The 19,962-nt window shown below is 55.2% G+C and carries 15 protein-coding genes; 3 read left to right on the top strand and 12 right to left on the bottom strand.

Features of this window, described 5'->3' with window-relative positions:
- The first annotated feature begins 148 nt into the window (after window positions 1-148).
- Both JXO50_06585 and JXO50_06580 read left to right on the top strand, forming a co-directional pair.
- A complete protein-coding gene (locus JXO50_06585) occupies window positions 149-3,334 on the top strand; it encodes a fused MFS/spermidine synthase (GenBank protein MBN2332756.1) in 3,186 nt (1,061 codons plus the stop codon).
- Window positions 3,335-3,443: 109 nt separating this feature from the next.
- Window positions 3,444-4,151 carry a response regulator gene (locus JXO50_06580; GenBank protein MBN2332755.1) on the top strand — a complete coding sequence of 236 codons (708 nt, stop codon included), beginning with the start codon at window positions 3,444-3,446 and terminating at the stop codon, window positions 4,149-4,151.
- A gap of 28 nt (window positions 4,152-4,179) precedes the next feature.
- Here the strand turns inward: JXO50_06580 and JXO50_06575 are convergent, their stop codons facing one another.
- The 3 genes from JXO50_06575 to JXO50_06565 are packed head-to-tail and all read right to left on the bottom strand — an operon-like array spanning window position 4,180 to window position 7,994.
- Complete coding sequence (locus JXO50_06575; GenBank protein MBN2332754.1) at window positions 4,180-5,577, bottom strand: sigma-54-dependent Fis family transcriptional regulator; 1,398 nt, start codon at window positions 5,575-5,577, stop codon at window positions 4,180-4,182.
- Window positions 5,574-7,037, bottom strand: a complete 1,464-nt coding sequence (locus JXO50_06570) for a HAMP domain-containing protein (protein ID MBN2332753.1) — start codon at window positions 7,035-7,037, stop codon at window positions 5,574-5,576. Before JXO50_06570 ends, JXO50_06575 begins: the two co-directional genes overlap by 4 nt.
- A 42-nt stretch (window positions 7,038-7,079) precedes the next feature.
- A complete protein-coding gene (locus tag JXO50_06565; protein MBN2332752.1) occupies window positions 7,080-7,994 on the bottom strand; it encodes a phosphate/phosphite/phosphonate ABC transporter substrate-binding protein in 915 nt (304 codons plus the stop codon).
- Between the two features lie 129 nt (window positions 7,995-8,123).
- On the opposite strand from JXO50_06565, the gene JXO50_06560 reads away from it, so the two are divergent.
- Window positions 8,124-8,495, top strand: coding sequence for a CoA-binding protein (locus tag JXO50_06560; GenBank protein MBN2332751.1), 372 nt, complete (start codon window positions 8,124-8,126; stop codon window positions 8,493-8,495).
- 44 nt (window positions 8,496-8,539) lie between these two features.
- Here the strand turns inward: JXO50_06560 and JXO50_06555 are convergent, their stop codons facing one another.
- The 9 genes from JXO50_06555 to JXO50_06515 all read right to left on the bottom strand — a co-directional run bounded on the left by JXO50_06555 (window position 8,540) and on the right by JXO50_06515 (window position 19,706).
- Window positions 8,540-9,130 carry a DUF2284 domain-containing protein gene (locus JXO50_06555; GenBank protein MBN2332750.1) on the bottom strand — a complete coding sequence of 197 codons (591 nt, stop codon included), beginning with the start codon at window positions 9,128-9,130 and terminating at the stop codon, window positions 8,540-8,542.
- The gene (locus JXO50_06550) at window positions 9,127-9,852 is read right to left on the bottom strand and encodes a DUF1847 domain-containing protein (GenBank protein MBN2332749.1); all 726 of its coding nucleotides are present in this window, start codon (window positions 9,850-9,852) and stop codon (window positions 9,127-9,129) included. The genes JXO50_06555 and JXO50_06550 overlap by 4 nt, the downstream gene beginning before the upstream one ends.
- Window positions 9,853-9,976: 124 nt before the next feature.
- Complete coding sequence (locus JXO50_06545) at window positions 9,977-11,260, bottom strand: glycosyltransferase (GenBank protein MBN2332748.1); 1,284 nt, start codon at window positions 11,258-11,260, stop codon at window positions 9,977-9,979.
- Window positions 11,261-11,359: 99 nt separating this feature from the next.
- Window positions 11,360-11,896: a flavodoxin gene (locus tag JXO50_06540; GenBank protein ID MBN2332747.1), complete on the bottom strand. Its 537-nt coding sequence runs from the start codon at window positions 11,894-11,896 to the stop codon at window positions 11,360-11,362.
- A 169-nt stretch (window positions 11,897-12,065) separates the two neighbouring features.
- Window positions 12,066-15,161 carry an efflux RND transporter permease subunit gene (locus JXO50_06535; GenBank protein MBN2332746.1) on the bottom strand — a complete coding sequence of 1,032 codons (3,096 nt, stop codon included), beginning with the start codon at window positions 15,159-15,161 and terminating at the stop codon, window positions 12,066-12,068.
- A complete protein-coding gene (locus JXO50_06530) occupies window positions 15,158-16,306 on the bottom strand; it encodes an efflux RND transporter periplasmic adaptor subunit (protein ID MBN2332745.1) in 1,149 nt (382 codons plus the stop codon). Before JXO50_06530 ends, JXO50_06535 begins: the two co-directional genes overlap by 4 nt.
- Window positions 16,299-17,666: a TolC family protein gene (locus JXO50_06525; GenBank protein ID MBN2332744.1), complete on the bottom strand. Its 1,368-nt coding sequence runs from the start codon at window positions 17,664-17,666 to the stop codon at window positions 16,299-16,301. Before JXO50_06525 ends, JXO50_06530 begins: the two co-directional genes overlap by 8 nt.
- Window positions 17,663-18,319 (bottom strand): TetR/AcrR family transcriptional regulator, encoded by a 657-nt coding sequence (locus JXO50_06520; protein MBN2332743.1) that lies wholly within the window; start codon window positions 18,317-18,319, stop codon window positions 17,663-17,665. The genes JXO50_06525 and JXO50_06520 overlap by 4 nt, the downstream gene beginning before the upstream one ends.
- Window positions 18,320-18,473: 154 nt before the next feature.
- The gene (locus tag JXO50_06515; protein MBN2332742.1) at window positions 18,474-19,706 is read right to left on the bottom strand and encodes an integron integrase; all 1,233 of its coding nucleotides are present in this window, start codon (window positions 19,704-19,706) and stop codon (window positions 18,474-18,476) included.
- Between the last annotated feature and the right edge of the window lie 256 nt (window positions 19,707-19,962).

Below are 19,962 nucleotides of genomic sequence, written 5' to 3'. Positions count from 1 at the left end.
CCAAATGGACTTGGTGAAATAACCAACCTTTTTACTGCGATTAACAATAGCTAATGCCTTCCAGGCCTGAACAGCCCCAAGAGCACGGACAGACAGGATACGGCACAAACGAATCAGGAGATTTACTGAAACAAGGGAAACACAAGGAATGAGGACAGTTGGCGGACTGAAAAACCGGGCGGCGGGCAAGGAGTTGGCGGGAAAAACCGGTTCACCGCATGGCAAAAACAAAAAAACGGCTCAAAAATTGCTACCATGTTTTCAATTAAGGATAAAACAGCAAACCACCAGCCTCGAGGTATGTAAAATGCAGCAGGTCATTCTTCTTTCACTGGTCTATGTGATGTTTTTCCTCTCCGGAGCAGCCGCCCTGATGTATCAGGTGGTCTGGGTCCGCTCTCTCAGCCTGATCTTCGGCGGCACCCATCTGGCGGTCACCGCAGTCCTCTCCATTTTCATGGCCGGACTGGCCCTGGGAGGCTATGTCATCGGCAAATATGTGGATCGCAGCATCAGGCCCCTGAGGCTCTATGGCATCCTGGAAATTGGCATCGCCCTTTTCGCCGTCGTCTTTGCCGGCTTAATGAAAATCTACCCGTCTCTCTACATCAGCCTGGCCCGGGGAAAGGATGATGCAATTATTGTTCTTACCCTGATCCGCTTCCTGTTTGCCTTCATCGCCCTGATCATTCCCACCACCCTGATGGGGGGGACCCTGCCGGTGCTGTCGCGCTTTCTTTCCCGACAACCGGAAAAGATCAGGGGACACCTGTCGCTGCTCTACGGCATCAACACCCTTGGGGCGGTGTTGGGTGCGGCAGCAGCGGGTTTTTTTCTGCTGCGCCTCTTTTCCGTCAGCTTTACTTTGCAGGCCGCGGTAATCATGAATCTGCTGATCGGCATCACCAGCATTCTCCTGCAGCGGTGGGGCGGCAGAATCCTGGCACCTGCTGAAAAGATGACGGAAATGATCCGATCGGCCAAACGCAGGGAGCCATCAGAGGAACGAGTGAAAGCAGCTGCCGGAACCGGAGCACCGCTGCCTTTGAAGCTGGTCCTCTGGGGAATCGGCATCAGCGGCTTCTGCGCCCTCGGCTATGAAGTGCTGTGGACCAGGGTCCTGGCCCTGGTTGCCGGTGCCAGCGTCTACAGCTTCACCACCATGCTGGTGGCCTTTCTCACCGGCATCGCCCTGGGAAGCAAGGCATTCGGAGTCCTGCCCCACATTCTTGGCTCAAGGAAACAAACCCAGGCCAGATCGGTTGCCTGGTTCGGCATTGTCCAGATAATCATTGGTGTTTCTGCCCTGCTGGTCAGCATCTTCATCCGCGACCTGCCGTTTCACACGGTACGCCTGCGGGAATTTGTCATGCAGTACCAATCCGATATTTTTACCGCCCGCCTGCTGGTCAACTTTATGGTTGCCTACCTCTACATGCTGGTTCCCTCTTTTTTTATGGGCGTGGCATTCCCCCTGGCCGGCAACATTCATGCTCACTACCGGCAAAAAATCGGCCTCGCGGTGGGCGAGATCCTTGCGTATAACACCATCGGCGCAATTCTTGGCGCGGCGGCCAGCGGTTTTCTTCTGATCTACCTTTTCGGCATGGAGCGGGCTCTGCAGATTCTGGTCACCATCAACATCGGCTATGGCATCGTTGTGCTTGCCAGCCTGCGGCCATCGCGGGTGCTGCCGCTTGCCGCATTGGCGGGAACCTCTGCCATGCTGCTTTTTCTGATGTTCAACACGACCGGACTGCGGTTGTGGAACAGCAGCTATTTCGCCATCTATCGCAACAACGATCCGGTCGCTTTCCGTTCACCGGCAAAGTTTAAAGAAGCCCTCGACAACACCGATATTCTCTATTACCAGGAAGGTATCGAGGCAGTCATCAGTTCCGTCAAGATAAAGGGTGAAGGCGGCATCCAGGCTCTGCTGGTCAACAGCAAGGTGGTTGCCGACACTGATTCTTCAGGCATTCAGTGCCAGTACACCCTTGGTCACCTGCCCATGCTGCTCCACAACAAGCCGGAAAAAGTCCTGGTGGTCGGCTTGGGAACCGGCATGACCCTGGGAGCCACCTCGATCCATCCCAGTGTCAGGGAGATTACCCTGGCTGAGATTGAACCGAAAGTCATGGGCGGCGCCCGAACCTTTGCGGCTTACAACCACCAGGTGCTTGACAACCCGAAGCTGACGGTGGTGTTCAACGACGGCCGCAACTTCCTGATGACCACCGGCAAGAAGTTTGATGTCATCACCGCCGATCCCATCCATCCCTGGGCCCAGGGGGCCAGCTATCTCTACACCGTTGAATATTTTACCATGGCGGCCAAACGCCTGCAGCCGGGAGGCATCATGTGCCAATGGCTGCCTGCCTACGAGCTGTCCACCGCCGATCTGCAGGCAGTGGTCAAAACGTTCAGCCAGTCTTTCAAATACACCATGCTCTGGCTTACCCACCACGATGCCGAACTTATCGGCAGCAATGAACCGATCATCATTGACGAAGCGGAACTTGATCGCCGCATTGCCGCCGCGCCGGCGGTTGCCGCCGACCTTCAGCAGGTGCAGATGGGGTCGGCAGCCGACTTCATGAGCTACTTTGTCCTGGGTTCCAAGGGCCTGGACGACTTCGCCCGGGGCGGCATGATTAATACCGATGACAATCTCTACCTGGAATTTTCCTCGCCCATTTCCATCGCCCGGACGGTGATGAGCGACAATCTCAACGCTATTCATAGTCACCTGGAAAGCATCTATCCCTACCTCCGCCAGCCGGAGGAGCCTGAACAGCGCCACGCCCTGCAGGAAAAATGGCAACGCTATTACAAAGCAGCCCGGGTGGCCATCAAAGGTCAGGCACTGATGACCGGCCAGCTGTTCAATACCAATGAATTCCGTTTTCTGCTGGATGTGCTGGAAACCAGATACCCCTTCTTTGCCCGGGGGAAATTTCTCCACAGCGAATACCGGGAGGAAATGGCCAGGATGCCGCACCTGATTGACAAGGCATCATTCGCCTTTATCGACCGGCACGGCCAGCGGAAAACCGTAGAAATCGCCGCCGTCATCGCACCAATCAGCAAAACCCGGGCAAACATCCTGTTGCTCAACAATGCTGAGCGCATAATCTATGGCCAGCAGCTGATTACCGGCAAAAACCTTGAGGAACAGGCGCAAGCCATTGCCCATGAAAGGCTGACGGATCTGCAGAACCTCTACCGGCAAAAGGCTGAACAGACAGCAGATCGTCAAGCTGCGCTGCCCCGGTTCGATACCACGATGGAGCAGTTGAAAGCGACAATAGCCATAAGCATGCCGGCGACCTGACAGCCAATCACCAGATAAATGGAAACAGTGCTGCCGTCTTATTTCCCAGTCTGGTGATGACAACAGTATATCTTGGAGCTTAACGAAGAAGGAAGGGGAAGGTGTGGCTATGGCGGGACAAGAGAGAAGTCTTCTCATAGTTGACGATGAGCAACTTATTCTTTTCGGCCTCAAAAAAGCATTACGTCATCATCCCTACCAGGTGGTCACTGCAGAGACAGCCGCCCAAGCCCTGGAGGTCATGGCCGAACGCTCCTTCGACATGTGCATCCTGGATATCCATTTGCCGGATTTCAATGGACTGGAACTCATGAAGGCCATTAAGCTTCTCTATCCCGAGACTCTGACCGTTATCATGACCGCCAGCTATATCAATGGCTCGAATCTGAGTAGCAATATCCGCCAGGCGATCCTTGGCGGAGCCTGTCACTTTATCATCAAGCCCTTCAAACTAAATGAAGTTACCACCTTTATCTGCGAAGCACTCGATCAGAATTCCTGCCTTTTTTCCCAAGGCTGCCGCTTCATCGGCAATGACGGCGTTAAAAGCAGGCGCCAGACACCACGCCGCCCCTTTGCCCGACGAATAAACTTGTCGATGAACACCAATTTTGCGGGAAAACAGCGTCGATCAACCTTTACCTCGCAGTCAATCGATATGAGCGAGGGGGGTATTGGTCTTACCACCCTGTATCCGCTGGAACCGGGGCAGCCGGTCAATTTTGAGAATACCTTTGCCGACCGCACCGGAGTTGTCGTCTGGAAAACCATATTTGATGCCGGGGTCTGCCGGGCGGGAATCCGGTTTTCCCCATAACTAACATGGATATTTTCCCGGCACGTTGTTAAAGCAAACCATATTTTTTTGCCTGATAACGCAGGGTATCATAGGAAATCTGCAGCAATTTTGCCGCTTTTGTCTGATTGTAGCCCGTCCTCTCTAACGCCTGCCGCAGCAGTTCCTGCTCCACCTTCTCCAGCGATAAGCCCTCCGCCGGCAGAATAATCCTATCCATCTGGAAAGACTCCGAGGCTTGGCCGCCCGCCAGCTCAGCCGGCAGCTGATCAGCAGTAATGAGCTCCGCGCTTTCCAACACAACACACCGTTCAATGACATTTCTCAACTCCCGGATATTGCCCGGCCATCCATAGGAGCACAAAATCTGCTCGGCCTCGGGAGAGATGTCCTGAACCTTTTTTTTGTCATATTTACGGGCAAAATGGGCCAGAAAAAAACGGGCCAGGAGAGCAATATCCTGGGACCGCTCCCGCAGCGGCGGCAGGTGCATGGCAAAGGTACTCAGACGAAAATAAAGATCTTCGCGAAACTGCTTGGCGGCAACGGCAGCCTTCAAATCCTTATTGGTGGTGGCAATCACCGTCACATCAACAGGAAGGTCCGTTTTCCCCCCCAGCCGCCTGACTTTTCTCTCCTCCAGCACCCGGAGAAACTTGCTTTGGAGCTCAAGACGCATATCGCCGATTTCGTCCAGGAGGATGGTCCCCCCGTCAGCCAATTCAAACATCCCCTTCTTTTCCGCCTTGGCATCGGTAAACGCCCACTTTGAATGGCCGAAAAGCTCGCTTTCAATAAGATTATCCGGCAGAGCGGTACAGTTGACCGTCACATAAGGAACCTGCTGCCCCCCCGGCGCCTGCTGTGCGTTACGACAGTCATGGATATAACGGGCCAGGACTTCCTTGCCGGTTCCTGATTCACCGGTAATCAGGATAGTCTGGGCACCGGCTTCAGCAATGCGCTGGGCTTTGAACATCAGATCTTTGATAACCGGTGATTCACCGACCATCTTCTGCGTGGCTTTGGCTTCGTTGCTTTTTCTCAGGTAACTGACTTCATCCTTGAGTTTCCCCTTTTCCAGAATGCCTTTGATGACAATCTTCACCTCTTCACTGTTGAAGGGTTTGTTAAGGTAGTCGACAGCTCCGAGCTTCATTGCCTTGATGGCTGTTTCCGCCCGGTCATCGGCAGTGAGCATCACCACCTGGGTGTCGATCTCCTCTGTTTTTATCTGCTGCAGGATCTGGATACCATCCACATCTTCATCAAGATGGATATCCAGCAGCACCAGATCAGGATGCCAGGAAGCGATGTTGTTGACCGCATCTTCGGCACTCGTCTGCACCCTGGTTTCATAGCCCTCCTTTTTCAACACCCTCGCCAGCATGGAAACGACCAATTCTTCGTCATCAATGAGAAATATTCTGCCATGGGCTTTGCTCATTTTTCACCTTCTTTTATCAACTCATACGGCAGCAGCAGCGTAAAAACCGCCCCCTCCCCCACCACGCTGTCAACCTTGATACTGCCGCCTTGCTGTTCGATCAGGCGCTTGCAGATTGCCAGCCCCAAACCGGTGCCTTTAGGTTTCGTGGTAAAAAAAGGGTTGAAAATATTGTTCCTGACGTCCGGCTCAATACCCCGGCCGGTATCGGCAATAATGACCTGGACATACCCGTCATCCTTGGACACAGTACTGATGCTAATTGTTCCCTGGTCACGGATAGCATCGATGGCATTCAACAGCAAGTTCAGAAAAATCTGCTGCAACTGCCCGGGGTCAGCAGTAATATCTGGAATATCGCGACCAAATTCGGTAATAAATTTAATATATTTACCAGCCCCTGGACCGCTGGTAGTGCTCTTGAGAGTGTATTGGGAAGTAGCAATGGTTTTTTCCAGCAGCTGATTGAGATTGAGAACCGTTGCCTTTGGTTTCGGCGGGCGGGCATAGTTCAGGAGACTCTTAAGCAACGTTTCGATCCGGTTCACTTCGTTGATAATCCTGGCAAAGATATCCTTGTCATCCGGTTCCAGCGGCAGATCATTAGCAAGAACCTCAATGGACACTTTGATGCCAGCCAGGGGATTCTTCACCTCGTGGGCCAGACCGGCGGCAAACTCACCCACCGCCGCCAGGCGTTCGGTATGCTGCATGTTCCGATACTGGGCTTCGATGGAAGTGGCCATATCGTTAAAGGCTACTGCCAGCTCCTGAAATTCATCCTGCAGTCTTTTGTCAATCCGATAATGCAGGTTCCCCTCTTTCAGTTTCCGGGTAGCTCTCGTAAGCGTCCCAACGCTATCGATGACAAAACGGACAAAAATCAACGCCAACATGACGATGGCCAGGGGACCAATCACCAGCAGGGCAGTAACCAGATTTTTGGTCTCCTCAATTTTATTCCGTGCCTGCAGAACCCTGGAAGCTACTTTTTCCGATGAGGTGACAACGATCCGGTCAACCTTGCTGATGACATTCTGCCCTTGGGCAAAGGCATTCTGTTTTTCCCTGTTAAGCCGCTGCAAGTTTGCCCTGAGGGTATAGACTCGGCTGAGTTTTTTGGCATACTCATTGATGTCATCACGCACCTCGGTAATTTGCTGCAAAACCAGGGGATCATGATGGCAGTCAAAACAGCTGTCGACACCGCTGACCATCTGCTCAACATTGCCGACAAATACATCGATATTGCGGGCATGGGGAGAATCTTTGAGCAGGAGATCCGTCTGCACAACATTGATCTCCTGCAGGAGGGTCTTGCGCAGGAATTCCACTTTATGCAGGGTGTTGATGTTTTCCAGCCGGGTCATAACCTTATCGATCGATCCGGTTATATAGACGCCACCGGCAACAAAACAAAGGATCAGCACCGTTAATCCGGTTATGACTTTTTTTCTCATTGATCAGGATCTTTCCCCACCACGAAACGGCACCTAATCCATTCACTGATTAAGGTAATCATAGGTCGACAGGTCGAGGCCGATATGATTGGCAAAATCAAAAACCGGCTGATAGTCCTGCACCGTGGTTTCAATGAACCGCTGCACCCCCAGGCTTTGCAGAACACGTTTACCTTCTTCGCTGAGGTCCATATGGATCAGGACATCTTTAAGCCTTTTCTTCAGTGTTTCATCAAGATCGTGTCGCACCGCCAGACCATTTGCCGGCACCTCAGGCGAGGTCATCAGGATGGTCAATTCCTCGGTCAGGGCCGGGTTTTTCCGGGCCAATCGATAAAAAACCTGGTTTTTTGCCGCCCCCACATCAGCCTTGCCGTTAAGCACATCGTAGATGGCATCTTCATGGGTACCGGCAAAATAGGTTTCTCCGAACCAAGAGCGATAATCGTCAATGCCATGTTCCTGAAAATAGTGCAAGGGCAGGAGCCAGCCGGCGGTGGTTACCATATCCACGAAAGCAAACCGTTTTCCTTTCATATCACGAGCTGATTGGATGCCGCTGTCCTTGCGGGTAAAAATCATGCCGTAATAGGTGGAGGTGCCATCGTTGTATTCGGGCCTGGCGAGGGGCTCCACCCCCAGCTTTCTGATTGCCAGGGCACCGGTAAAACTACCGAAAAAAGCACCATCCAGGTCACCAGAGATGAAATTATCAATAATGTTGCCATAACGGGAAAGAATTTTAAGATTCACGGTCACTCCTGCCTGCCGGGAAATATAGGCAGCCAGCGGCTCATAGCGTTTTTTCTGGCTGAAGATATTCTGCTCGGGAAGCAGGCCGATCTGCAGCGTCGGCTTGGTGCTTTCCACCGTTTCCTCGCTCTTTTCCCGCTCGCCGCACCCACCAATGAACAACAGCATCAGCAAAAAAACTATAGCCCATTTCATCCTCTTCATGCTAAGCACCTCTCATTAGAAAATAATCACTTTTCCAATAAAAGTATAGTATAGTACTCAATTATTATCAACGGTCAAGGTTTTTGCGGTTCAGGTCAAACAGCTAATAAGGAAATGGAGGAGGATACGATGGAAACGGTAGCCCTCTTGGGAGCCAGCGATAAAAAAGAAAGATACGCCTACAAGGCTCAGAACATGCTTGCTGAGTATGGCCATAAGGTCATCCCGGTCAGTCACCGGGTCGAAACGGTGGATGGCATCCCCTGCCGGCCTGACGTCAGCTCCATTGATGAAACCATCGATACGGTAACCGTCTACGTCAACCCGACAATTCTGCAAAAAATCGTCCCGGAGATCATCGCGAAAAAACCGGCCAGGGTAATCCTCAATCCAGGCACCGAAGATGACCATATCGAAGCGCAGCTGACCGACGCAGGCATCAGGGTGGTCAGGGCCTGCACCCTGGTCCTCCTGAGAACCGACCAGTACATGATCGCCTAGCAAAAAGCTGAAGCGGCTGGCGCTGCCTGCCGCCCGGATTTCCACTACCCCAGCAGCACCAGGCCAACCAGCGGCATGGTGTTATCCGCCTCATCCGGCAAAGCACCGGTTGCGGAGGCGTCTTCCCATTCGGCAGTCTGCAGCAGGTGTGACACATTGACGCCAAACCCGGAAAGGGATGGCCGTGCGGCTTCCGGGTGGCGGCAGGAGCCGCCGATGGCCAGCACCCGACAATCACTCTGATCAGTGCAGAAGATATCCTTGCAGGACCCGCCGGCAAACGCTGCCGCACGGCTGAATCCCTCTTTTTCAGCGGCCGCTTCAAGATCTGCGGCAATGGTGTGCAGCAGATGAAAGACTTCCCGCCGATCAGCGGAGAAAAGGACCTCTTTCGGGGCATCGATGCGAAACGCCAGGGCCTGGGGATAGATCTCCAGAAGTTTCCTGAAAACGGCCGGGCCGCCGACATGCGGCGGGCAGCTGCATGACTGGCCGTACCATTCACAGCCAGGCTCACGACAGAGGGCAGCCAGCCGGTCTTCGACCACAATATCGGCAGCATTCAGCAATGCCACATCGCTGGCTCCCAGGTGAGCGGCCAGCCGACGCAGGACGGTCAATGGAAGATCACTCATTCGGGAATCTGGAGGGGCTGGCTCTGGAGCCGTTTGTAGTAAAAATTCTGCCCGTAGAGAACGCTGGCCGGATTGTGGCCGGTGACCCGATCCTTGACCACCAGGGTGGTAACCGGCGCCTCTGAATACTTGGAAAAAAGCATGTCGTGGCCGACGCAAAGGCCGACGATGATATTCATATCGGTTTCTGCCCGGTTCAGCAGCTTGGCCTGAGCCACCGGGTTGCAGGCCGGCTCAAAGGTATGGGGCCGCACCTTTTCGTCTTCCGTGAGGCCCAATTCCAGTTTGTCGATGCTGCCGGCCTTGCAGCACAGGCTCACCACGTCAAAGCCCTGGGCTTTGAGAATCTTCACCAGCTGGTTGCTCTCCTCCAGCAGACCAAGACAGGTGGCAATGCCGATTTTCTGGTAGCCCATGAGCTTGGCCAGGGCAATGGTATCTTCAACCCTGGTCCAACGGGGATTGACTGCCTCACTGCCGGGAATCGGCTGGTAGCACATGCCTTCCACTCTGGCAGCCACCTGGGCCAGCTTGGCATCCTCGCTATTGTCCCGGTAGAGTTCGAAGCACTCGTTAATGACATCCAGGTAATCCCTGGACGGACAGTTCTTTGGCTTTACCGGTGCCTCTTCCGCGGAACTGCTCCAGCAGTTGGTCTTGCCCTGTTTGCCCCAGACGGCGCTGCACTGCACACAGGAAAAATTGGTGTTCTTCTCAGTCATGTTCTTGTTCCCAAGCAATTATCAAAGTATTTTAGTGTGAATTATCATACAACACTATCACTTCCCCTTTTGTCAAGGAGAAAACTCTTTTCCGGATAAACGCTTCAGGAATCCTGCCGCGATTCTAATCCTCCGCAGCCAGAGCTTTTTCAAGTTCCCCGGGGTGCTCCCCATTGTTCCAAATCTGGCGCAGATAGGGTTTCTGGTCCTCGAACACCCGGGCCTGCTCCTCCACCACCTGCTCGGAAGCCAGTGAATCCATCTCCCTGGTCCGGTTGATGAACGAGGCCACCCGGGCCAGATATAACGGGGTCATCACCGACAGCATCTTCATGCGATGCTGCTCCAGATGATGATACTTGGCCGCCAGTTCATACACCAGCTTGGCCCAGACTTCCACCGGAAAAGCAAACTGGTCCGCTTCCAACCTGGCCGCCTTCTCCAGTTCGCCGAACACCTCCGCGGAGAACAACCCTTTCCAGAGGGGCGCGAACAGGCGCATGCCCTCTTTGAATTCCCTGACCATGCGCGGCTGATTGACCTTCACCGGCTGCGGTTCGAGGAAACCTTCCATCCCGAAGACCGGTACCGGGTCGCTATGGTCAATCCCCATCCAGAACTTTTCATGCTCTCCCATGAGGGCGAACAAGGTACCGCAAACCTGACGAAACATGGGCCCCAAAGCCGCGGCCGGGTCCTTGGCGTCGTGGATTTTCACTCCCAGGTTGGCCTGGCATACTTTGGCCCCCTGCATCAGGGCATTGGTGGTCATCCAGACATCGATGCCGAAACGGGCAATATCACTGCCCCAGACATCCTGCTCCAGATAGTGTTTAGCCAGCCCGCTGGAGAAGGCAAAATCGCCGCCGATGGGCTGACGGATCCGCTTGCCATACAAAGAACGTACCAGGTTATAAACGATGTTGTTGGTGATCGTACCATCATATTTATAGCGCGAGTAGATGGGCGCCACAAATTCAAACCCCTTTTCCAGCACCGGATCAAGCAGGTATTTCACCCAGTCGGGATTGATGCTCCTGAGGTCCGAATCGACGCAGGCACACACCTTCACATTGAGGGTGTGGGCGGCCTCGAACACCGCGCGCAGGGCCGTCCCCTTGCCGCCGATTCCCCGATAGATGGTAACCAGCTTCTCCTGCCAGGGTTTGAGCTGCAACTCCGTGATGCGGTCCCGGGAATCGTCGGTGGAACCGCCGTCGGCGATCATGATTACCGCCCGGTGATGGGGATAGTACTGGAAAATGCCCTGGGACACCATCCGCGCCACATGGGTGATGGTATCTTCATTATTGAAGCAGGGAATCCCCACCAGGATATCGGCTTCCTGGATCTCCTCAAGGCGCTTGTGCATGTAAGGTCGCAGGGCGGTGTCATATTGTCTGTCCATGGATTTGCCTCCTCATTACAGTGAAGAAAACAGCACGTTTCCGGAAGATAAGAAGGGGCATGTTGGCGCCCAGAAAGAGATGATCCAAAAAGGGATGGCTCAAACCCGGAGAATGCCTTTGACCCCTTCTTCAATCTCCCGCAGGTCCTTGTCGTTGGGCCGGTCGCTGATATCCCCAAGCCGGCCGTCATGGGACATGGCCTGCATTTTTTCCGGCCGGTAGGCACCGACGACATACCACTCGGCAAGGATGTGGAAACCAAGATGATCAAAAAGCTGGCCCATGTATTTGACTGCCGGCACCGCCTCGTTGATGCCGGTATGGACGCCGCCATAGGTGCAGTAGATCACCGCGTGTTTGCCGGCCAGCTTCGGCGAAGCCGGCTTGATTGCTCCGGCCGCCGCATAGCTGCGCCGCAACTGCTCAAAAAGGTCCTGCAGGGGCTTGCCCGGCAGCCAGGCATAGACGCCCGAGCCGGCAAGCACCAGATCATAGGCGAGCAGATCGACGGTGGTTGCTTTATCGACGCGGACAACATCAAGGGCATGGCCGGCATCACGGACGGCCTGGTTGATTCGTTCGGCCACCAGCGTCGTGTTGCCGGTGGAGGAATACCATAAGTTTAATACTCGCATGACACGTCTCTCCTTTTTCTGTTGTCTGGCTGAGGTAATACCGAAACGGCTGAAGTTATAATCTCAACTATAGCAAGTTGTTCCGTTTATTCAAGAATTTTCCTGTATTCCCGGCAAGCTGCGTATGAAGCCTGCCATTGCCCAGCCGCTGAAAAGATCTCTTTTCTGTTCACTGCTCCCGGCGGCTTTCCAGCTGGTAGTAGACAGTGGGAATCAGCACCAGGGTCACCAGGGTTGACACCGCCAGGCCGCCCAGCATGGTGATCCCCAGGGGATTCCAGACCTCGGCCCCCACTTTATGGGAAACCGCCATCGGCAGCATGCCGAAAAAGGTGGTCAGGGTGGTCATCAGCACCGGCCGCAGGCGACTGCGCCCGGCCTCGACAACGGCAGCATAGGTGGCGGTACCCCGGCGTTTCAGCTGGTGAATATAGTCGAGCAACACGATGGCATTATTGACCACGATGCCCATCAGCATTACCACCCCCATAAAAGAGATGATTCCCAGGGTGGTATTCGTGAGGTAGAAGGCATAGAGTACCCCGGTAAAGGCAAAAGGCACCGAAAACATGACGATAAAGGGGTCGCGCAGGTTGCCGAACAATGAAGCCATAACCATGTAGACCAAAACAATGCCCAACACCAGCAGCAAGGTCAAATCGGCAAAAGCTTTCTTCTGCTCCTCGATATCACCACCGAAGCCGGTGGAGATCCCGAGGGGGATATCCATCCCGCCCAGGACCTTTTTGATGTCAGCAGTCGCCGCTCCCAGGGACCGCTGAAAAAGATCCGCTTCAACCCTGACAATTTTCTGCCGGTTCTTCCGTTCGATCTCAATCGGGCCGCTGCCCTCGGCCACCGCCACCACATTGCGCAGGCGAATCGTCCGGCCGTCAACCGATGTTAACGGCACATTGAGCAGGGTTTCGAGATTATCCTTGTCACCGCTGGCCAGCCGGGTAAAAATGGCGAAGCTGTCACCGGCATCCCGGTAGCGGGTCGCTTCCCGGCCATAAAAATAGTTCCTCAGCGGCATCGCAATACTGGCCACCCGCAGCCCCAGGGCGGCAGCCTTCTCCCGATCAATGTTGATCCACAGCTCCGGCCGCGGGTCCTTCTGGCTGATGGAGATGTCCACCAACCCCGGAATAGCCGCAAACCGCACCGCCACCCGCCTGGCAAAGGCAACCACCTCGTCGATGTTGCTGCCCTGGATCTCCAGGGCAACCGGCTTCACATTACCCATCAGAATAGCACTCACCGGATCACGGTCGGTTACTTTCAGTTTGGTAATCCCGGGCAGCCTCTCAATCCGCTGACGGACCAGCATGGCCACCTCTTTGACGCTCCGCCGGCGCTGATCCCGATCCACCAGTTTGAGCCCCACCTGGCCGACGTTGGTGCCCTCATCAAAACCCAGGGCCACCCCTTTGCCGGTCTCCGTATGGCCGTCAAAGGCGTAGGAATGGCGCAGCTCACCGGGCAGCAGAATCCCGTCGATGTCGCTGAAGATGTCGACGATCGCCTGGTTGGTCTCCTCGATGCGGGTTCCCTCCGCCAGCCGCAGATCGATGGACAGGGAGCCGGAATCCACCGCCGGCATAAAAGAGGTGGAAAGAAAGGGAATCAGCGACAGACTGCTGACAAAAACCGCCACTGCCAACAGGAAAACCGTTTTCCGCCGGCCCAGCGCCCAGCCCAGCAGCACCCCATAACTCCGCTCCAGCACAAGGAATCCCTTCTCGCTCCAACGGTGGAAAACGCGCAGGATGCCGCCGCCATTGGTGTCGTCCGCCTGCCGTATCCACCGTGACGACAGCATGGGAGTCAGGCTGAGGGCGGTAAACAGCGAGGCCAGCAGGGTAATGATAATGACAAAACCAAGCTGCTTGAAGATAATGCCCGCCAGGCCCTCGAGAAACATCAGCGGCACGAAGACCACCACCGTGGTCATGGTTGAAGCGGTAATCGCCAGCCCCATTTCGCCGGCGCCGGCCATGGCCGCCCGCCCCAGCTCTTCCCCCTGCTCCTGATGGCGGATGATGTTTTCCAGCACCACCACCCCGTTGTCCACCACCATGCCGGCACCGATGGCCAGGGCCATGAGCGAAGTCAGATTGATGGTGTAGTCGAAAAGGTAGAGGAAGATGAAGGAGATGATCAGCGAACCGGGAATCGCCAGGGCAATGATCAGGGAGGCACGAAACTGGCGGAGAAACAGCAGGGTCACCAGCACCACCAGGGCAATCCCCCACATCAGGGTTTCCCGCAGGTTCCTGATCGACGTAAGAATATCTTCAGCATTATTGAGGACGATGTTGATCTGCACGTCACTTGGCAGCCAGGCCTTCATGGCATCCAGCTTCTTCTCAACCCGCTGGATGACTTCGACCGTATTCCTGCCGGTCTGTTTCTGCAGCAGCATAACGATGGCCGGCTTGCCGTCGCCCCAGCCGTTCAGCTCCATGGGTTTGAAGTCATCCTCAACCCGGGCCACGTCATGCAGGTAAACCGGCCGGCCGCGATGGTAGCCGACAATCGTGGCGCCGATCTCCTCCATCTCGCGGAAGCGACCGGGAACCCGGAGAAAATACTCCTGCATTCCGGATTTGATATTGCCGGAAGGAATGTTGAGATTCTCGCTGGCCAGCACCTCATTGATCCCGGCAAGCGTCAGGTGATAGGCTTCAATCTTTTTGAGGTCAAAGTAGACGTTGATCCGCCGCCGCTGGCCGCCGTAGAGCTGGATGGCCCCCACCCCCGGCACCCGCCGCAGCTCGTCACCGATCCCCTTGTCCACCAGGCGAAACAGCCGCGGCCAGCTCTGGTCGCCGCTGATGGTGATAAACATGACCGGCGCCGTCGCGCTGCTAAACCGGTAGAGCATCGGCAGTTCAACGTCATCGGGCAGCGCCCGTTTGGCCAGCTCCAGCTTGTCGCGGATATCATTGGTGGCCTCATCAAGGCTGGTGCCCCAGTCGAACTTGCAGATCACCACCGACAGATTGTCAAGCGATTTGGAGGTCAGGGTGTCCAGGTTGCTGGCCGCATTCACCTCATCCTCGATGGCCTTGGTCACCTCGGTTTCCACATCGGCGGCGCTGGCCCCCGGCCAGGTGGTGAGGATGGAAACCACCGGCGGGCTGATGTCGGGAAACATGTCGATATTGAGGCGAAACAACGAAAAAACGCCAATGATCACGATGGCAAGAAAGAGCATCATGGTTGCCACCGGCTGTTTGACGGAAAATTCAGGCAGTTTCATTGCCGGACATCCTCTACAGCAAGCGTTTCCACCAGATTGACGGCGGCACCATCCTGCAGCCGGTTCTGCCCTTTGATGACCACCAGCTCCCCGTCCTCCAGGCCGGCGGTCACCGCCACCCGGTTGCCCTGTTTCAGGCCGACGCTGATATTGCGCAGCCGGGCCTTGCCCTCCTCCACCACAAACACATAGTAGCTGCCGCTGCCCGGCAGCCGGTTGAGCGTATCCCGGGGAATGAGCAGCGCCTCCTTGCGTCCCAGGCGCAGGATAACATGGGCGAACATGCCGGCCCGCAATTCCAGATTATCGTTGGGCAGCTGCAGTTCAACCCCGGCCGTTCGGGTGGCCGGGTCCAGGGTGGGGGTGATGGTGGCCACCGTACCATTGAATCGCCGGCGGGGATAGGCATCAACGCTGAATTCGCCGCTCATCCCCAGGCGCACATGGGGATAATCGATTTCCGGCACCGCAATCTTCACCTTCAGGGTGGTATCATTGGCAAGCCGAAGCAATGGCTTCGTCCGATCGGCAAGGTTGCCGGCATCAACATAGCGGTCGGCCACCAGGCCGTCGATGGCCGCCCGAATCCGGTGGTCACCAGCCACAATGGTCAGCTCATCAAGTGCCGCCCGGGCTTCCCGGAGACCGGCCTGGGCCGCATCATGCTGGGCCTCAACCCGGTCAAGCTGCTGCTTGGGAGCCGCCTTGTGTTCATAGAGAAAGGCAAGGCGCTGGTAATCCTTTTCCAGCATTGCCACCTGACTGGCAGCCACATCAACGGCCGCCACCGCCCGCTTCACCTGGGCATTGACCATCTCCTCATCCAAGATCACCAGCAGCTGGCCGCGCTTTACCCGATCGCCCTTTTCCACCAGGATCTTTTCAATCATCTTCCCGCTGAATTTGGGGAAAACATAGACATCCTCCAGTGACTGCAGGTCGCCGCTGGTGGCCACCACCCAGTCAAGGGGACCCCTTGCCGCCCTGATCGTCGACACCGGAATCGGGGCGGCAACCGCCGCCGTCTGCGGCTTCTCCTGCCGGCTCCGATGAACATTATAGAAGGCAAACAGCAGAAAACCAGCCAAAACAAGCAACACCACCACAGTCATCATCCGGCCTTTGCCATTTTTGCTGCTAGCCATGCTGCCCCTCCTCCTGCTCGCCATCACTATGCTTCACCCGGATATCAACATTTCTGCCCACCGCCCGCTCCAGCTCCGCCCAAGAAATCAGATAACCATACAGGGCACCGTAATAGTTGTTTTCCGCCCGACTCAGAAAGGTGCTGGCATCAAGAACCGCCGTCGAGGTGGCAACCTGCTGCTGATACTGCAGGGTGGTGATCCGGTAATGCTCCCGGGCCTGTTCCAATGCTGCTTCGGCGGTCTTGACATTTTCCACCGTCACCTGGAGAGCGCTGTAGGCGGTCTTCACCTCCAGGCTGACCCGGTTTGCCGCCTCCTCAACATTCTTCCGCAAAGCATTGAGGGCGTGCAGCTTGCGGCGCACTTCAGCCGGCCTTTTACCCCATTCAAACAACTGCCAGTCGGCCTGGACACCGATGCTGGCCGTATCGCTGTTGCGGTAGTCATTCTCACTGGCAGCGGCATTATGCCCTGACTGTTCGTAGCGGCCCACCAGGGAGACGGTGGGATAATAGCTGCTGCGAGCCAGTTTGACCGCCAGCTCCGCCTGCTGCGCCTTGACTTCAAGATAGCGCAGTTCCGGCCGCTGAGCGACCGCTTCGGCGATCAGTTGATCGAGCTGGTCGGAGACTGCCGGCTCAACAGCAAGATCGAGAATCGCATGGTCGGCGCCGATATCACGGTTCAGCAGCACATTGAGCGCAGCTTTCGCCACCTCCAGCTGCTGCCTGGTCCTGACTTGCTGCTGCTGCGCCTGGGCCAGGGCTACCTGGGACTGGAGCAGGTCGTTATAGGCAATCATTCCCTGATCATACAGATAGCCGGCATCCCGGAGATGGGCACTCAGATTCTCCACCTCCTGGCCGGCCACCGCCAGCTGGCGCCTGGCCAGCAGAATGCGGGCATAGGCCACTTTGACATTTTGCACCACCTCCAGCATCACCTGCTGCCGCTCCACCTCCCGGCCAGCGGACTCCAGACCGGCAATTTTTTTGCGGGTGGTCAGGGCAAAGCCGGTAAACAGCGGCTGCACCGCCGTCACATCCCAGGTGAAAACATCATCGTCGCTGATGATGAAGCTCCCGGGACCGAAGGTGGCATAGGGTTCATTGTGCAGGCGGTTGTAGGAATAGGAGGTGGAAATTTTCGGCAGCAGGTCGGCAGCGGCACTTTTGCCGCCAGCCTCCGCCTCCAGGCGCATCTCCAGCGCCGCCTCGATCAGGGGATGATTGGCAAGCGCCTCGTCAATGGCCTGCTCCAGGGTCAAAACCCCGGCAGGCTCTCCATCCTGTCCCCAGATGGCAGGTGGCCACAGCAAACAAACAATCAGCAAGACAGACACCCAGTGAGGTTTCATGAGCTGCTCCTTTCCGCGGCCGGCGGCACCGGCTTGACGGCCATGACCCCCCGGAAGAAAATCTCCTGGATCATGGCAATGCTCTGCTCATAGGGATACCTTTCAGGATCATCGAGCCAGGCCACCAGGAAAGTGCAGGCCAGGCTGTCCAGGGAGCGGGCCAGGATGTGGGGATCGAGGGGTCGAAAAACCCCTTTGCCAATGCCGGTGGCAAAGACTTCCGCCAGCCAGCCGAGGATTTCGTCATAGCGGCCGATGAGCTCATCATCCAGCCCGGCCCGGATATTGAAACTCGCCCCCCTGGTTTCGGCAAAATAGAGCCGGATGGCCCGGCTGTTGGCCATGAACACCTCGCCGGCCACCCGCAGGTAACTGGTGATCCGCTCAACCTCTCCATCACCCTCTTCCAGCGCCTGCCCCAGGGCATCGGCAAAAATCTCGCTGAGGTCAAAAAGGATGGCCCGGTACAGCTCCTCCTTGTTGGCGAAAAGCTTGTACAGCGTGCCGACGGCAAACTCCGCCTCGGCGGCAATCTCCTGCATGGAAACATTGTGGTAACCGCGCTCCGAAAACAGCTCCAGGGCCTCATCAAGAATCTCCTGCCGCTGGCGGTCCTGATACTCCTGCCGCCGGGCAGCCCGCTTTTCCTTCACTCTATCCTCCTTGACAACCGCCTGTTATAAAAAGTGAATTAATCTTCATTTTTTATAACCAGTAATCTGAAGAAGTCAAGTAATCGGTATGATTTTTTTGCGGAAAAATCAGCAGAGAACAATCAAGGAGAGAAAAAACCAACCGGCAACCGTGTTATTCATCCAGGGGGCTTCTGACCCCCAGTCGGTTTTTTTGGGCCACGTGGGTGTAGATCATCGTCGTCTGGACGCTCTGGTGGCCCAGCAGCTCCTGGATAGTACGGATGTCATAACCGTTTTCCAGCAGATGGGTGGCAAAACTGTGACGCAGGGTATGAACGGAAACATTTTTTGCCAGACCGGCAGCAAGCGCCGCCTGTTTCACCTGCTTCTGCAGGGTGTTGGGATGGAGGTGATGGCGGCGGATCACGCTGCTGCGCGGATCTATGGACAGCGCATTGGCCGGAAAAACCCACTGCCAGCCCCACTCCCTGCCAGCGCCGGGATACTTTTTCTCCAGGGCTCCAGGCAGGTAAACGCCGGCAACCTCATTGCGACGATCCTCCTTATAAACGGACGCAACCTTGTCCAGCTGCTGCTGCAGATCATACTTCAGGCTTTCAGGCAGAACCGTCTGCCGGTCCTTATCCCCTTTTCCCGCCCTGACCGTCAGGCAAGAGCGATCGAAATCAATATCCTTGATCCGCAGGCAGAGGCATTCCTTCAGCCGCAGACCACAGCCATAAATCAGTCTGGACATCAGCAGCCCAGTCCCCGTCATCTGCTCAAAAAGGTCCGACACTTCCCGTTTGGAAAGCACGACCGGCAAACGACGCCGCGGATGGGCCCTGACCGCTTCACCCAGACCATCAAGATCCCGCTCAAGAACGTGGCGAAAAAAAAAGACGATGGCATTGAGCGCCTGATTCTGGGTCGATGGAGCTACCCGGCGCTCAACCGCCAGGTAGCTGAGAAAATCCCTCACCTGCAGGCCGGTGATCTGCTCAGGTGTCTGGGATGCAAAGAAAGCACGAAACTGCTTCAACCAACCCAGATAGGTTCTTTCAGTACTCAATGACCGGTGTTTAAGGCGCAGCATGGTAACCGCAGCAACAAAAGCCTCATTCCATTTCTGTTCGCGTTCAGCATGCGGTTCAGCATCCTCCCGGCTCTGCTGACGCAGAAAAAACTGAAAAAGCTTAATAGCCTCTTGAGCCTGTTTAACCTGCCAGTCCTCCTTGCTCCGGGCCAACATTTTCAGATAAGAAGCCACCTGTGAAGTCTGCAACTCCGAACCGTAGTCGCTGCCGGAAAAATGATACAGCTGCTGTACCCATGAAAGATAGAATTTAACTTTATATTCCGGAACCGCTTTCTGATTCTGCAGATAGCTGCTGAAATTTTTCATAACCATTTCCATAATTTGTAATAATAGATAACTATATTCTACATATTATCGTTAATAGCACTATATTATAGAACAACAACCTACGGATATTCCACCAATTAATTTTCATTTTCCACACAGCATCTTGTATTAAGCATATAGTCAGTTACTTAGCGAAATACATCCATTGTACAAAATATACTTTATCCTTGACAGGAATATTGTTTTACCATACTGATTTTTAAAAAAATAGATTCTTTTTAATATTTAATGTTAG

It is taken from the genome of Candidatus Anaeroferrophillus wilburensis (assembly GCA_016934315.1).
GTDB lineage: Bacteria > Desulfobacterota > Anaeroferrophillalia > Anaeroferrophillales > Anaeroferrophillaceae > Anaeroferrophillus > Anaeroferrophillus wilburensis.
The sequence above is the reverse complement of the archived record's forward strand: the minus strand, read 5'-3'. Positions and strand labels throughout refer to the sequence as shown.